This window comes from Bacillus sp. 0209A (genome assembly GCF_036765095.1).
Taxonomy (GTDB): Bacteria; Bacillota; Bacilli; order Bacillales; family Bacillaceae; genus Bacillus; species Bacillus subtilis_G.
In genome coordinates, this window is sequence record NZ_JBAIZV010000001.1 from 769,361 (window position 1) to 783,403 (window position 14,043).

Below are 14,043 nucleotides of genomic sequence, written 5' to 3' on the forward strand. Positions count from 1 at the left end.
ATATCTGTTTCACGTTATATTTACATATAGTATCAGCCTACTTTACTGAAAGGTGATTATTGTAATGGAAGCAAACAATCAAACACAAAACAAGCCAGCCATCTCCTTCAGATCAGTTAGAAAAAGCTATGAACAAGATGGACAAACCTCTGATGTGTTGCAAGATGTCACCGGAGACATTCAACAGGGCGTCATCGCAGCCGTTTTAGGCCCTTCCGGTTCAGGCAAAAGCACTCTCCTGTCCATGTGCAATTTAATGAGAACGCCTGATAGCGGCGAAGTAAACATATACGGAAAGGAAGTCAGGCATTGGAATGTCAATGAGCTAAGGCGAACGGCAGCCCTCGCGTTTCAATCAGCCCCCGTCCTCGACGGGACAGTGCGAGATAATCTAAGTCTGGTCCAAAGGCTGCATCAATCCCAGCTGTACTCCCCTGAAGAGCTCGCTTCTCTTACAGGGCTCCCGCCAGAGCTGTTAGACAGAAGCGCCAAGGATTTATCGGGCGGGCAGCGGCAACGGCTGTCACTAGCCAGAACGCTCACTAATCCTTCCTCTATTCTATTGCTGGACGAAATCACATCGGCCTTGGACCCGGTTTCTGCTCTTGAGATTGAAGAACTGATCAAACGTCAGCATCAAGAGAAAAAATGGACAGTCATGTGGGTGACTCATAATATGGAGCAAGCAAAACGAGTTGCCGATACCATTTGGTTTATGGCGGATGGCCGGCTTCTAGAAATCGCAGCAGCCGAAACCTTTTTCTCCGATCCGCAGCATGAAGCAGCCAAAGAATTTTTGAAGGGAGGCACCCGGTAATGGATTACCTTTCCCTCTCTTTAACGATGATCTTTGTTTTGATCGCCTTGTTTTTATCAAAATCCTTTAAAGCCGGCGTTGAAAAAGACATGATCATCGCCACGATCCGGGCCGCGGTACAGCTGCTTGTCATCGGTTATGTACTGTCGCTGATTTTCCGCGGAGACCACCCTGTGTTTATTTTGCTGATGGTGCTGTTAATGCTGGCAGTGGCGGCGCAAAATGTCATCAAACGAAAGAAAAATACAGTTGGTTCGTTTTGGAGAGTGTTCGCAGCGTTAGCGATTGTAGAAATTGTGACGCAGGGAATTTTGCTGTCTCTTCACATCATTCCGCTTACCGCTCGATATGTCATTCCGATCAGCGGGATGGTCATCGGAAATTCGATGGTGCTCGCAAGTCTGTTTTTAAACCGGCTTAGCTCAGAAATCGGCGTTCGCAAAGAAGAGATACAATTGATACTGTCTCTTGGGGGCACACCGAAGCAATCCATACAGCGTATTCTTACTTCAGCGATGAAAATGAGTATGATCCCGACGCTGGAAAGCCAGAAAACGCTGGGGCTTGTTCAGCTTCCAGGCATGATGACCGGGCAGATTTTAGCGGGCGCGGACCCGATTCAGGCGGTACGCTTTCAGCTCTTAATCGTATTTACAACGATGGCGTCAGCCGCACTGACATGTGTGATCTTAAGTGTGCTGACATACCCGTCATTATTCACAGCGCATCAGCAGCTGAAGGAAAATGGATAACCGAAAAAGATGAGCCCTTCCCGAAACGGAAGGGCTCATCTTTATTTCACGCCTAAAAAAGCAGTTGGGTTCAAATAACAAATCTCATCAGCGATTTTTTGATTGAAATCAAATCCGTTTGCTTCAGCAGCTTTTTTTACCTCTGTCACATATTCCGTATATGCCTCAGTCACTGTCCCATTCTTTAACTGACCGAAATCCGTCGATACGCATATGCGATCTGTTCCCCATGTTTTCAGCACTTCAACTAAATCCTCGTGCCGATCGTAACCGATTTTGCTCATTAAAACAGCAAATTCAACATAGACGTTTTTTGAAGAAGACAGCATGTCGATGACCTCAGCCATTGTAAAATTCGTGCACTGGTAAAACGGGTGAGTAATCATCAGCTTACATTTTTGCTTTTCTGTTTCTTCAATTAGCATATACACTTCTTCTTTTGAGGAGTGGCCTGTCGCTAATGGAATGTTAAACGCCGATGCTGTTTGAATGACTTCCTTTGTTTCTTGACGCAATTTTCCGTTTTCGCTGACCCTTTCATATTTCACTGTATGTTCAGCTAAAACCGGGTGAGATGTTGTTTGTTTTGTTTTTGGTTTGTTTGACGGTATGGTCAAAGTGGGAAACCAAATCATCATTGAAGAATGATCCGGGCCGTTTGCAGCAATCGCTGCTTCAACCACCGCACGGTTGATACCGCCGTTATACTGGTTCAATGTAATAGACCCAAAGAGCGGAAGACCCATCTCCCGGGCCGCATGCGCAAGCGGCGTTGTGGCCATCAAATGGCTTTTCATAACGGCTGCACCATTGTTCGCTTTTAATTCTTCACCCAGATTAAAAATCGTATATCTTCTATTGTACGTATCAGGCCATGCGTGGACATGAAGATCTAAAAATCGCTCAAGCTTCATTTGGCTGTCACTTCATTCTCCCAAGGGCGATGATAGTTATACATTTCACGCGCTTCTTTTAAATGTATGCCTCGAGAAACGGCTTCTTTGATTTTTTCTTCCGTTTCTTCAATGGCTCTGGAACGCTTGATGACTTCTTCGGCAACGTCTTGGGGAATGACGATCACTCCATTTTGGTCCGCGCGAACAAAATCGTTCGGCTGAATGACCGTACCGCTGATCGTGACGGGCACCTGATGGGCTGTTTTTTTCGTTCGGCCTTTTCCCGTTTTCATATAGACAGATTTACTGAACATGGCGTACTCCGTTTCTCGAATATAATCAATATCACGGCAAGCACCATCTATTACAGTGCCCGCGATTTTCTTTTGAATAGCCAATTGAGTTAAAATGTTGCCCCATACGGTACAATCCGCACGGCCGTTATTAGCAAGAATAACGACTGAATCCTCTTCAGCCGCATCAATGAAATCGGCTGCTTTGGCAACTTGCTGTTCCTCTTCGTTCGGGTCTCTGTATTCCACTGTAAACGCTGTTCCGCAAATATTTGCAGACGTGTTTCGCGGTACGATACCGCATAATCCGCCATCTATATGTAAACTGTCCAATGCGTCAGAAATCGTCGGCGTATCAAACGATTTCAATTCTTTTATGATTTGTTGATTATCCACTTATTTGGTCCTCCTAGCAGTTTTGAATGATGGCATTTGCCGTTTCTTTTGTGCTTGCGATACCGCCTAAATCGTACGTTAGCGTTTTTCCTTCTTTTAACACTTTATTGACAGCGGTTTTGATCCGCATGCTTTCTTCCATATATCCGCAATGCTCAAGCAAAAGAGAAATGGTTAAAAATTGAGCCATCGGATTCACTTTCATTTTACCGGCATGTTTTGGGGCTGAGCCGTGTACCGGTTCAAAATAAGCATTCTCGTACCCGAAGTTTGAACTCGGTGCAAGGCCTAAGCCGCCCATGATTCCCGCCCCGAGATCGGAGAGGATGTCGCCGAATTGATTTTCACTGACAATGACGCCGAAATGTCCCGGATCTTTCACCATCCACATCGCTGTCGCATCAACGTTTTGGACCTCCCAATCCACTTCTGGGTAGTCCTTCGCCACTTCTTCTAAAATGGTTAACGCAAACTGACCGGACTGTCTCATCACATTTGGCTTATCTGACCACGTCACTCGTTGGTAGTTGTATTTTTTCGCCCATTCAAAGGCAAACTTCAACAACCGCCTTAAGCCGTTTTTCGTAATCAGCCGAATTGCGGCGCCGCCATCATCTTCCCCGTCAAGCTGCCAATTATTTAGTCCGTTCTTGTTTGCCTGAATAAAATCAAACAGGTCTTTGGGAATAGGTGAAAAGTCGAGTCCCGCATAAAGTCCCTCTGTATTTTCGCGAATAACGGTCATTCTAAACTTCTTAGATTGCTGATGGTCTAAACTATAAGCCGGACGCACATTCGCGAACAAATTTAATTTTTGTCGCAGCTGAATGACAGGCGAGACATACTTCAGGTTTTGATCTTGTAATGACGGATCTAATTCTTTTAAGCCCTGGGCGTGAGGTTTGCTGGTGATTGCGCCTAATAATGTCACATCACTTTTTTCAATTAAATCCCACGTTCTTTGCGGAACTGGGTCACCTTCTTTTTTCCAAAACTCCCATCCGATATCACCGAACTTTAAATCAATATCGACACCTAATCGATCAAATACCGGTAAACTGCATTCGATAACCTCAGGACCGATTCCATCTCCTGGTAAAACCGCTGCTGTAATTTTTGCCATATGTTTTTACACCTCTGCTCCAAAATGTGAATCAATAAATTTTTCGATTACTTGTTTGACTTCGTCTGGTTTTTCACCAAACATGCGCATACCGCTGTTTTGGATAAAATGAATGTTCGCCTGCGGCATATATTTTTCGAAGTATTCGGACTCTTCTTTCCCTAATAATATCGATTCTTCTCCGAAAATGATTTGAATCGGCGACTTCATCTGATCATGATATGTTTTGCCGTTATGGTTTATAATGGCTTGCACACCGGCTTTCATTTTGGCAACGGCAATCGCCTCATCTTCTATGTCTGTTGTCTCCAATCGGAATATCGGCAGCTCGCTTTCTTTTACGACCCATGGCACCAGACCCGCTTGAAGCCCTTTGACGCCAAATTTGTCGCAAAGCATATACCATGTGGAAAAGACCGCCTTTAATTTTTTATTTGGATAAAGCATGGTGGACACCAATAAAATAGGAGTGTCTGCATATTCATTGAACGTGCTTAAATACTGAGCCATCATCCCGCCGAGAGAAAAGCCCCAAATCATATAAGGTGTGATGTTGTTCTTTTTGACATAATCATGTGCCCACCGAGCCAATTCAGGAACAGTAAATGAATCTTTTTCCTTATTTTCTTGAATCAGTTTTTCCGGAACATCTAGAATGATAAATGTATAGTCGTTCATGTACGGCGCAAGTGACACCATCCATTCTTCCCGGCTTAATGCGTCTGCGTCCATTCTTGGCAAAACCAAAATCACTCTGTCTCCGGTTCCTAGCTCTAGTTTCCAGCTGCGTTTTACATTTTCTTTGTTCATCATCATACTCACCCTACTTGACTCAGCTCGGTGCTTCGCAGCGCAAATTCCGCACGATTAACCAACGTCTGCTTTTCTAAAATGACTAATAGATCCAATAATTTAAGGCCGCTTGATTGTGCCATTCTATCGAGCGTGTCCAGTACATCTAAATTCAAATTATGCAGTCCCGACAAAATCCCTTCCTCTTTGTCATAGAAGGAATTCTCTGATGTATCATTGATGAACAGGGAGTAGGCTTGTCTTGATAACTGGATTAATTCACAAATGTCATATTTTTTGCTGAGGTCTAAGCGATTGAGTATCGCTGCAAATGTCTCGATGCACAGGTTCCCCGGTCCTTTCCCAAAACCGTATAAACTTCCGTCAATCAACTGAACACCGCATTGAATCGCATCAATCGCATTTGCCGAAGCAAGGCCTAAATTGTCATGAGGATGAAAACCGAGTTCTACAGATGAGTGTTCTTTCAGCTTGGTAAATAAAGATGAAACAGCGGGCGGCATCATGGCTCCGTTAGAATCAGCCAAGTAAATGTAATCGGCTCCCGCCTCTATAACTTTTTCTGTAAATACGATGATATCTTGGATATTCGCGTGACTTGCCCTGATTAAGTTTGCGCTGACATGAATCCCGTGTGCTTTCAATTCTTTGATAACCGGCAGGCTGGCATCCGTTTTCGCAAGAGGAATGCATAAACGGACCATACCGACTGAAGGATGCTTCATCCGTTCGAGAAATTCTTCTTGATATTGTGCCGGATGCAGCATGAGCACCAATTGTGAGCTTGACCCCGCACCTATCGCGCAAGCCATTTCTTCTATGTATTCAATCGGACAGCAGCTTTGCAGATTCATCCCTTCGTTCGAAGACACATATCCGATTTCGATAAAATCAACATTCGCTTTTGAAAGTCCGCTGACGACTTGACGGGCAGCATCTAAATTGATCTTCGCCCCTTCAACATGAACTGATTCTCTTAACGTGACATCCATTAATTTTATACTCATCTTAAAACCCCTTTTTGTTTGGATTTGATGTTATACCGCTTCTTTTTTGCTTGTCCTCACCGCAGGCATCACAGAACGCCGTCTCTGATAAATATTATTTAACACAATCGCACCGATCGTTAAGAAGGCTCCACCCGCTTCAACAGGCGACATTTTATAGCCTGTGATAATGGAAATCATAAACGACACAATCGGAACCAAGTTCATAAACAAAGAACCGTTAATCGGTGTCAGTATCTTATTGCCGATATTCCATGCAAACACACCGATAACACCTGCAAAAATACTCATGTACATCATTTCCCATTTGATCTCCATGACTTGATTGACAGCAGGTACTTCTACTTTTCCTAAGATTACGAATATTGAAATTACAACAATGGATGTGACATTTCCGTAAATACAGCTCAAAGCGGTGTAACGCAAGGATGACCATTCTGGAAAGCTGCTGCCTCCAATTGTATAAAGAACCCAAGCTAACACGCTGATTGACATTAAAATAATAGGAACTGCCTGCTTATTGCTGTTTGCAAAGAAAGCAATATCTCCTTTTGTCACAACCAGCAATACGCCGATGAAAGACACCGCAACCAAAAGCAATGTAACATTCGCCGGTCTGTTCTTTTTGTAAACCCATAAAACAAGCAGTGACACCATCGGGATCAATGCCATTAATATAGAGCCTAAAATAGCCCCGTTATCACCTGCCATCTTTTGCCCTAAAAACACAAGAAAATTATAAGCGCAGAATGCCATACTCCCATAAAACCAAATCGGAACCAGTTTCCCTTCCGTCTTAAAACTTTTAGCTCCCTCTGTAAAAAACAGAATGATAGATAGTACGACTGCCACAATCAGATAACGTATCAGTGTAAAAAAGAATGGATCAATATGTTTCAGGGCTCTTCCAGCTACAGGCCATTGCGCTCCAAAACAAATACCTGCAATCAGGCAAAAAAGCACGCCTTTCTTAAAATGGGATGTTGTCATGTTCGCCTCTCTCCTTTTATTGAAATACTCCCAATTTTCTCCTTTCCGTAAGATATTTCCTAATATACACAGGAGGGTAATATTTGTAAACTGTTATTTTCAAAAAATTTTTATTTTTATTAATTTTGAATTAACAACTTTAGACTTACGAAAAAACACATTAAAACCCTAATAAATCAAGGTTTTACGCATCATGGAAACGTGTACATCTCTCCTTATTATTTTTCAAAAAAAATGAATTCTTTTATTTTTTGGAGATTTTAAACAAAAAACAAAGAAAATATTGCAAGCAGAATGTAACCCATATAGAATGTTAAAGTGACATAAGGTATTTAGAAAATTTCGAAAGGTCGTTTTATCAAATGCAGAAATTATATTTTTCCAGCTATATCAGTGCACAAAAACCGGAAACCATTGTCAATAAGCAAAACGCCTGTCCTTTTTGTGACCGCGATAACCTTACCGGCATTTTAGAAACTGACGGGGATATGATTTGGCTCGAAAATAAATACCCCACCATCCAAGATACGTACCAAACGCTGATTGTGGAGACAGGCCAGTGCGACGAAGATATAACGACTTACAGCAATAAAAAAATGAGAAGACTGATACGGTTTAGTTTAGAAAAATTGATACATATGGAAAAAGATCCTCAATACAAAAGCGTTATATTGTATAAAAACCATGGCCCGCTTTCAGGCGGCAGTATAAAACACGCCCATATGCAGATTGTCGGATTGAAACATGCGGATTATATGGAATCGCTCTCATATGAGAATTTTCTAGGGATCAAGGTTGCAGAGAATCCGAATCAAGTTGAATTCAATCTGTCGGGCGATCCGATTATGGGTTTTACTGAAATGAACGTCATCATAAGTGACTCGCTGGAGCATACAGACCTAATGGCTGATTACATTCAAACAGCTGTTACATACTTAACCCAAGATTTCAGCTATAAATGTACAAGCTATAATTTATTTTTCTATCATACAAATCATCATATCATCTGCAAAATCGTACCGAGATTCGTCGTTTCCCCTTTCTTCGTTGGCTATAAAATCCCGCAAGTCTCGGTAGATGAGCGATTACATGAAATAAAAGAAGAATTGCAGAAAAAACTGAATACCTCGATGAAAGAAAACAATGTGCTATAGAAAACGAATGCTTCGAAGTTTGACAGTATAAAAAAGCAACTGAGCGTTTTTCATATCCTGTTGCATGCTTCAGTCTTTGCCGATATACAAAAAAAGCCGCTTCCCTTTTGGAAAGCGGCTTTTTGCACTGGTTATTCCTTTTCTTCATAATACTTAGACAGCTCGATAATCATCGCGCCCATCCGCTCAATCTCCGGAGCAAGCAGTCTCGTGATGCCTTCTTCCCGCAGTGCTTCAGCAGTCACTTTTCCGACAGCCGCAGCGATGGCGCTCTCTTCGAATACGGCCTTCAATTCATTGATATAGCCGCGCTCCTTGGCAAAGTCAAACAGGGAACGAACCTGAATTGCGGTTGTAAAACAAACGGCGTCGATCTCACCGTTCATCAGCTCCCGGCATAACTGCTCCACTGTTTCCTTCTCAGGCGGGATGTGCTGATAAGGCAGAATCGGCAGGACAGACGCGCCCTTTTCTTCAAGAAATGCCATGAGGGCCGGCGCGTTTTCTCCATGAAGCTGCACCATAACTGTTTTTCCTGAAAAGTCGTAAGGCGCCAAGGACCGGATTAAGCCTCTTGTTGTCCCGTCTTCGTCAGAAGCTTCCGGTGTGATCCCAAGCTTTTTCAGCACAGACAGCGTTTTGTATCCCCGGCATGCCGCTTTGGCTTGGCGAATCGCCTGCAGAAACTCCTCTTTCATACCAATTTTCTCTGCCATATCGACAAGAGTCTCTGTGCCAATACCTGTCGTGAAAATGACCCAGTCAGCTTTTTCCTCCGCAAACGCCCGCAAATCCGGCTCCACCTGCTTCTCAGCTAAATAAACCGTTCCTTGGAGAGGCCGGATGACAGAAGTTCCGCCCTGTTTTTCAATGATTGTGCTGATTTCTTCCATTTTTCGGGAACCCCCGATCGCCACGCGTTTTCCATGTAACCCTTTTCCCATACCCGTTTCCTCTCCTCTTTGCATCATTTTTTTATGTATACGAGCTTAATAAAGCTATTGTGGCGCAAACCAAGGGAGAAATCAAGATAAACCCAGACCTCTAAAATCCATTGAATACACCGGAAGCTTGCTGTAATATAAACAGCAGACACGTTTGCTAACGGAGGATCGACATGGAAACAAAAAATGAAGAATATGAAACAAAAGGCTACGATACATCGATCGTTTACGAATTCAATGAATACCCGGACGTCCGCAGCGGGCGCTGTGACAATTGTGATTACACACTGTTCAAAAGCTCTGTAAAAGGCGGAAAATTTCTAAGAGAATGCCGGAGATGCGGGTTGAAAAAAAATATCTAAACAAAAAACCGAAATCGAATTTTTGATTTCGGTTTTTGTGATTTACTGCGGAACAGCCGTTTTTTTCATAAACACTTCAATCTCTGCCGCCGCACGCTCCGCTCCGCCTGCTTCTTTTACATCCTTTTGCATGTTTTTAACGCGGCTTAACACCTCTTGATCACCGGATACGGCCTGAACTGCTTCCCGCAGCCTGGAAACAGTGACTTCCTCTTTCGGCAAATAAACGCCAAGGCCTAATTCGTCGGCACGCTTTGCGGTGAGCTCCTGCTCATACATTTGCGGAATGACGACAATCGGCACACCGGCATTCATCGCTTCCATCGTACTGTTCATCCCGCCATGAGAAATAAACAAATCGGCTTTCGCCAACACCTCAAGCTGCGGAACGCTTTGGCGAATGGTAAAGTGAGCAGGGATGTCACCAAGGCTTTCAGGATCAATCGATTTCCCGACCGACATGATCACTTGCCACGAAGAATCCCGAAATGCCTCGATGCACATCTTGTAAAATTCCGGCCATGCGTTAAACGCCGTTCCCAATGAAATCAGCATAAGCGGGCGATCACCCTTTTCAATCAACAGGCTTTCTTGTTCCGTCCGTTTTCCAAGGGAAGGGCCGACAAAACAGAAACGGTCATCGAACGTCTCATGCTGGATTTGAAAAGACTTCGGCATAAAGACAATATTTAATGCTTCCGGCACAGCTAATTGTTCAAATGAAACAACCGGCAATTGCTCTTGCTCCAAGTAGGCTTTAAATTCAGCCTCGGCCTCTTTTATCATTTTCAGCATGTCTTCGCTTCCGAGCTGAAAGGATTCATTTTGGGCATATGATGAACAAAGCTTGACAGCGGGCACATTGAGCTTGTCAGCAAACAATTTTCCAGCCAGCGCGACAAAATCATAGATGATCAAATCAGGCTGATCATCTCGATATAACTCCTCAAGCTGCGGCAGAATGCTCAGTGATTCTTTTAAGAGACTGAGCGGCGCGTCATTCTTTTCCATCATCTCCCTGATTTGCTTAGGGTCAATGTTCAACGAGGTATGATAAATCAGTGCTTCTCCGCCGGCTTTCTGAACAGCAGGCGCGAACTCCTCCGTCGTGGCATACGTGACACGATGCCCTCTCTCACAAAGCTTCTCTACTAATGCCAGCGTAGGATTGACATGCCCGTACGCCGGAATATTGATCATCGAAATATGGTGCTTTTTCATGAAACCAGTCCCCTTATTGATTAAATTTTGACACGAAAGCTCTTTAATCCGTATATCACGCTGTTTTCAATCGGCGTGATACTGACACATTCCATATGAGGAAAAGCAGAAATCAAAAACGTTAACGCGATATTCGCTTCAAGACGGGCAAGCGGTGCCCCAAGACAAAAATGGATGCCGTGTCCAAACGCGATATGCGGATTGGGATGGCGGTGAATATCAAACAGGTGCGCCCTGTCAAACTTCGTTTCATCACGATTTGCGGACGCCACAAAAGCCAGAACCATATCACCTTCTTTAATGTGGTGTCCCCCAATCTCCGTATCCCGCTTGGCAATGCGCCTCAAAACCGGTGCAGGCGCCCTGAAACGCAGGGCTTCCTCCACTGCCTGAGGCATTAGTTCAGGATGGCACCGCAGTTCCTCGTAAGCATCCGGCGTTTCCAATATGCTGTACATCGCATTTGAAATCAGGTTTGTTGTGGTTTCATTCCCGGCCACCAATAACAGCGTGCAAAACGGAATCAGCTCTTCTCCGAACAGCTTCTCGCCTGTTTCTTCCGCTTTCACTAAAATTGAAATGATATCCTGTGCCGGTTTGTTTCGCTTTTCTATGATGTTGGCAAAGAACGCAGCCAGTTCTTCCTCGCACTTGTTTCGTTCTTCCAAAAAGGCTTTTTCAGCTTCTTCACTTTTATCCTTCGGCGTGCTGACCAGAAGATCGGACCATGTTTTAAAACGCTCCATATGCTCAGAAGGAACCCCGAGCAGCTCAGATATCACGATGACCGGAAGCGGATATGAAAAATCGCGCACAAGATCAAACTCGCTTCGCCCCTGACATGTTTCAATCAGTTCATCTGTGATTTCCTGAATTCTCGGTTCCCATTGTTCATCACACCGGTGTGAAGGCTTTATTCACTACAGAACGGATTTGCGTATGCCTTGGCGGGTCCATATTAATGATGGAATTCCCAATAGCGCTTGATTGCTGCGGCATATAGCTGGAAAACACCTCTTTATCTCCAATGACTTTTTTGACATCATTATAAAGAAAAACGCTCCACACCTGGTTGTTTTCTTCATCATAGGAAACAGGCGCATCCCTTCTCATCGATTCGTACCACGGAAACGGATGATAAGCATCCTGTTTGTTTTTTCCATTAAGCAGTGCTCGCTGCAAGGCTTGCCGGCGGTTTAACACATTCATGTATTGTCACTCTCCTTGAAAGAATTCAGCAATTGGCGCTCCTCTTCACCTCCCGCTTTCGAGAAAGAGAGGGACAATCAAGTATAGACAGATTGATAACAGCAGGCAGGCGATCATGAAGTCCGATGCAGGCATCATATATTCCCTCTCGAATTCCGTTCATCTTACCATAATCTCTCAATTTTTTTCTATTCTGCACTACCATTTGGGCTCACAACGTGACGTTAGGCATAGGCATGCAAATTCAATATGCATTCAATTGCACACGATCCGATGCGAAAACACCCCTATTTCCAACCAATAGCACTAACTTAAAAAGATGACTTTTCCATTATATAAAGCAAGCTGACTTTATGATTAAATAGAAGGTAAAAGGTGAAGGAGAGAACAACATGGCAGCACAGACTGATTTCCAAAAACAATTTGTCGGCATCCTGCTTTCACTTGTATTTGTATTGTTTGTGTTCTCTTTTTCTGAGAGACATGAAAAACCGCTTGTTGAGGAAAAAAATCAAGAAAACTGGCATGCTGTCGTCGACAAAGCTTCTGTCGAGATTTACGGCAATCGATTAGTTGAAGAAAACAAATTAAAGCAAAAACTCGGCCATAAACAAGCCGATTCTATTTTGACCCTTCTGAAACTCGCCAACGAAAAACATATTGCGCTATAAAAAAGAAAGAGCCTTCCGGGCTCTTTCTTTTTTAGTCAAATAGCGTGTTTTTTTCTGGATGGCGCATAAAGTCAAACAGCATGCAAAGCTGTGAGGGTGTGTTTCGTTTTGGAGAAAGCGGCGGGAGCCTGTCCTCCGGAAAAAAAGCGGCATGGTTCGTCTCAATTCCCGTTTCCCCCTGCCCGCCCGTTATGCTGCATGCAATGAAAATTTTATAGTAATGATACGGCTGAGGCGGATGGGGATGCTTTTGGCTGTCCAACACGGCCAGCAATCGGGACGGTTCTGTATCGTACCCCGACTCTTCTTTGATTTCCTTGACCACGTTTTCAGCCGGTGATAAGCCAATCTCGCAAAACCCGCCCGGCAGTGACCACAGCTCATCATGCTTCTCCCGAACAAGCAAAATCTGATGATCTCGGAATACTGCGCCACGAACATCCGCTTTCGGTGTCGGATAGCCTTTCTCGCCCTTCCATAAATCAGTGATCACCTCAATTTCCGTTTGCGTGTAATCCGCCATCATCTCTGCGCTTAGCTTCATCAGCTCTTCGTACCTTTCCCTGTCATACACATCCTTTGAAAAAGCGAGTCCCGCCTGCGCGATCGCCCGAATCCGCAGCGCCCGTTCCAGCCATTTGGTTTGCACTTTTATCACTCATCCTTTCACGTTATTTATCACTATAAAAAAAGCACGTTTCCCACTGATGAGAACGTGCAACTGTAAATCAATTTCTAATCTAACTTCACCAAATAATCAATATTGTCCTTCACTCTCTCTTCAATATTATTGGTTGTGATATCAGCTAAATACGGATTATATACCAGTGTGTAATGTTTTTGTTCCCCTTTAGGAATGACATAACTAAGTACACCTGTAACCTTTTTCCCTGATATTAGTGTTCCTCCCATAAGTATTCTGCCCTGCTCTTCTATAGAAAAAACTGGCCGGACTGATTGATCATTCTTGTCTTTTAAGTCTAACCCAGTGAAATTGTAGCTTATCGAGTCTTTCCCTATATTTTCTATCGTAACTTCTATAATGAGCCGTTCCTCATGATCTTTTATTGTTTTTGTCTTCGCATTTTCAGCCCCGCCAATATTCGTATATTCACCTTTTTGCACTCTATCAACTTTATTCACTGTAAAATTCGTATGTCCTGCTTTAAACGTTTCTCCTATTTTATGTATTTGATCATCTTGTTTAATCTTCGGCTCACCGTGTTTTTTCAATTCCTTATCAATTTCCTTTTTAAGCTCTTCTTCCGATTTTTTCTCTTTCGGTTTTTCTTTTACTGACGCATCGCTCGATTGGCTGCACGCGGAAAGCGCAAGCCCGATCGTCAGGGCAAATAATAGTATTAAGACTTTTTTCACGACTGTTCCCCCATCTAA

15 protein-coding genes and 1 pseudogene are annotated in these 14,043 nt (G+C 43.6%); 5 read left to right on the plus strand and 11 right to left on the minus strand.

Annotated elements, in window-relative coordinates:
* Positions 1-64 precede the first annotated feature (64 nt).
* Both V6D44_RS03290 and V6D44_RS03295 read left to right on the plus strand, forming a co-directional pair.
* Positions 65-817 carry an ABC transporter ATP-binding protein gene (locus V6D44_RS03290; RefSeq protein ID WP_087990859.1) on the plus strand — a complete coding sequence of 251 codons (753 nt, stop codon included), beginning with the start codon at positions 65-67 and terminating at the stop codon, positions 815-817.
* On the plus strand, positions 817-1,569 hold the full coding sequence (locus V6D44_RS03295; protein ID WP_087990858.1) for an ABC transporter permease: 753 nt from the start codon (positions 817-819) through the stop codon (positions 1,567-1,569). The genes V6D44_RS03290 and V6D44_RS03295 overlap by 1 nt, the downstream gene beginning before the upstream one ends.
* A gap of 41 nt (positions 1,570-1,610) precedes the next feature.
* Here the strand turns inward: V6D44_RS03295 and V6D44_RS03300 are convergent, their stop codons facing one another.
* The 6 genes from V6D44_RS03300 to V6D44_RS03325 are packed head-to-tail and all read right to left on the minus strand — an operon-like array spanning position 1,611 to position 7,087.
* Complete coding sequence (locus V6D44_RS03300; RefSeq protein ID WP_087990857.1) at positions 1,611-2,483, minus strand: DUF6282 family protein; 873 nt, start codon at positions 2,481-2,483, stop codon at positions 1,611-1,613.
* Positions 2,480-3,154, minus strand: coding sequence for an RraA family protein (locus V6D44_RS03305; RefSeq protein WP_087990856.1), 675 nt, complete (start codon positions 3,152-3,154; stop codon positions 2,480-2,482). The genes V6D44_RS03300 and V6D44_RS03305 overlap by 4 nt, the downstream gene beginning before the upstream one ends.
* 13 nt (positions 3,155-3,167) lie before the next feature.
* Positions 3,168-4,277 (minus strand): isocitrate/isopropylmalate dehydrogenase family protein, encoded by a 1,110-nt coding sequence (locus tag V6D44_RS03310; protein WP_087990855.1) that lies wholly within the window; start codon positions 4,275-4,277, stop codon positions 3,168-3,170.
* A 6-nt stretch (positions 4,278-4,283) separates the two neighbouring features.
* A complete protein-coding gene (locus V6D44_RS03315; protein ID WP_087990854.1) occupies positions 4,284-5,093 on the minus strand; it encodes an alpha/beta fold hydrolase in 810 nt (269 codons plus the stop codon).
* Between the two features lie 2 nt (positions 5,094-5,095).
* Complete coding sequence (locus V6D44_RS03320) at positions 5,096-6,097, minus strand: hypothetical protein (protein WP_087990853.1); 1,002 nt, start codon at positions 6,095-6,097, stop codon at positions 5,096-5,098.
* Between the two features lie 30 nt (positions 6,098-6,127).
* Positions 6,128-7,087: a DMT family transporter gene (locus V6D44_RS03325; protein ID WP_087990852.1), complete on the minus strand. Its 960-nt coding sequence runs from the start codon at positions 7,085-7,087 to the stop codon at positions 6,128-6,130.
* A gap of 362 nt (positions 7,088-7,449) precedes the next feature.
* Here V6D44_RS03325 and V6D44_RS03330 point away from each other — a divergent pair, with 362 nt between their 5' ends.
* On the plus strand, positions 7,450-8,241 hold the full coding sequence (locus V6D44_RS03330; RefSeq protein WP_087990851.1) for a DUF4931 domain-containing protein: 792 nt from the start codon (positions 7,450-7,452) through the stop codon (positions 8,239-8,241).
* Between the two features lie 131 nt (positions 8,242-8,372).
* Here the strand turns inward: V6D44_RS03330 and V6D44_RS03335 are convergent, their stop codons facing one another.
* Positions 8,373-9,185, minus strand: coding sequence for a uroporphyrinogen-III synthase (locus V6D44_RS03335; protein ID WP_202328538.1), 813 nt, complete (start codon positions 9,183-9,185; stop codon positions 8,373-8,375).
* A gap of 173 nt (positions 9,186-9,358) precedes the next feature.
* On the opposite strand from V6D44_RS03335, the gene V6D44_RS03340 reads away from it, so the two are divergent.
* On the plus strand, positions 9,359-9,547 hold the full coding sequence (locus V6D44_RS03340) for a hypothetical protein (protein ID WP_087990849.1): 189 nt from the start codon (positions 9,359-9,361) through the stop codon (positions 9,545-9,547).
* Between the two features lie 42 nt (positions 9,548-9,589).
* Here V6D44_RS03340 and V6D44_RS03345 read toward each other — a convergent pair whose 3' ends face one another.
* Together V6D44_RS03345 and V6D44_RS03350 are read right to left on the minus strand one after the other, a co-directional pair.
* A complete protein-coding gene (locus tag V6D44_RS03345; protein ID WP_087990848.1) occupies positions 9,590-10,768 on the minus strand; it encodes a glycosyltransferase in 1,179 nt (392 codons plus the stop codon).
* Between the two features lie 20 nt (positions 10,769-10,788).
* Positions 10,789-11,977: pseudogene (locus tag V6D44_RS03350) on the minus strand (cytochrome P450).
* A gap of 392 nt (positions 11,978-12,369) precedes the next feature.
* On the opposite strand from V6D44_RS03350, the gene V6D44_RS03355 reads away from it, so the two are divergent.
* A complete protein-coding gene (locus V6D44_RS03355) occupies positions 12,370-12,648 on the plus strand; it encodes a hypothetical protein (RefSeq protein ID WP_087990847.1) in 279 nt (92 codons plus the stop codon).
* Between the two features lie 31 nt (positions 12,649-12,679).
* Here V6D44_RS03355 and V6D44_RS03360 read toward each other — a convergent pair whose 3' ends face one another.
* Entirely contained in the window at positions 12,680-13,306 is a 627-nt protein-coding gene (locus V6D44_RS03360; RefSeq protein ID WP_087990846.1) for an NUDIX hydrolase, read from the minus strand.
* A gap of 77 nt (positions 13,307-13,383) precedes the next feature.
* The gene (locus tag V6D44_RS03365; RefSeq protein ID WP_333516259.1) at positions 13,384-14,025 is read right to left on the minus strand and encodes a DUF4352 domain-containing protein; all 642 of its coding nucleotides are present in this window, start codon (positions 14,023-14,025) and stop codon (positions 13,384-13,386) included.
* Between the last annotated feature and the right edge of the window lie 18 nt (positions 14,026-14,043).

Coding starts and splice junctions, on each gene's coding strand:
- V6D44_RS03290 (WP_087990859.1), top strand. CDS start 65: ATGGAAGCAAACAATCAAACACAAAACAAGCCAGCCATCTCCTTCAGA.
- V6D44_RS03295 (WP_087990858.1), top strand. CDS start 817: ATGGATTACCTTTCCCTCTCTTTAACGATGATCTTTGTTTTGATCGCC.
- V6D44_RS03300 (WP_087990857.1), bottom strand. CDS start 2,483: ATGAAGCTTGAGCGATTTTTAGATCTTCATGTCCACGCATGGCCTGAT.
- V6D44_RS03310 (WP_087990855.1), bottom strand. CDS start 4,277: ATGGCAAAAATTACAGCAGCGGTTTTACCAGGAGATGGAATCGGTCCT.
- V6D44_RS03315 (WP_087990854.1), bottom strand. CDS start 5,093: ATGATGATGAACAAAGAAAATGTAAAACGCAGCTGGAAACTAGAGCTA.
- V6D44_RS03320 (WP_087990853.1), bottom strand. CDS start 6,097: ATGAGTATAAAATTAATGGATGTCACGTTAAGAGAATCAGTTCATGTT.
- V6D44_RS03325 (WP_087990852.1), bottom strand. CDS start 7,087: ATGACAACATCCCATTTTAAGAAAGGCGTGCTTTTTTGCCTGATTGCA.
- V6D44_RS03330 (WP_087990851.1), top strand. CDS start 7,450: ATGCAGAAATTATATTTTTCCAGCTATATCAGTGCACAAAAACCGGAA.
- V6D44_RS03335 (WP_202328538.1), bottom strand. CDS start 9,185: ATGGGAAAAGGGTTACATGGAAAACGCGTGGCGATCGGGGGTTCCCGA.
- V6D44_RS03340 (WP_087990849.1), top strand. CDS start 9,359: ATGGAAACAAAAAATGAAGAATATGAAACAAAAGGCTACGATACATCG.
- V6D44_RS03345 (WP_087990848.1), bottom strand. CDS start 10,768: ATGAAAAAGCACCATATTTCGATGATCAATATTCCGGCGTACGGGCAT.
- V6D44_RS03355 (WP_087990847.1), top strand. CDS start 12,370: ATGGCAGCACAGACTGATTTCCAAAAACAATTTGTCGGCATCCTGCTT.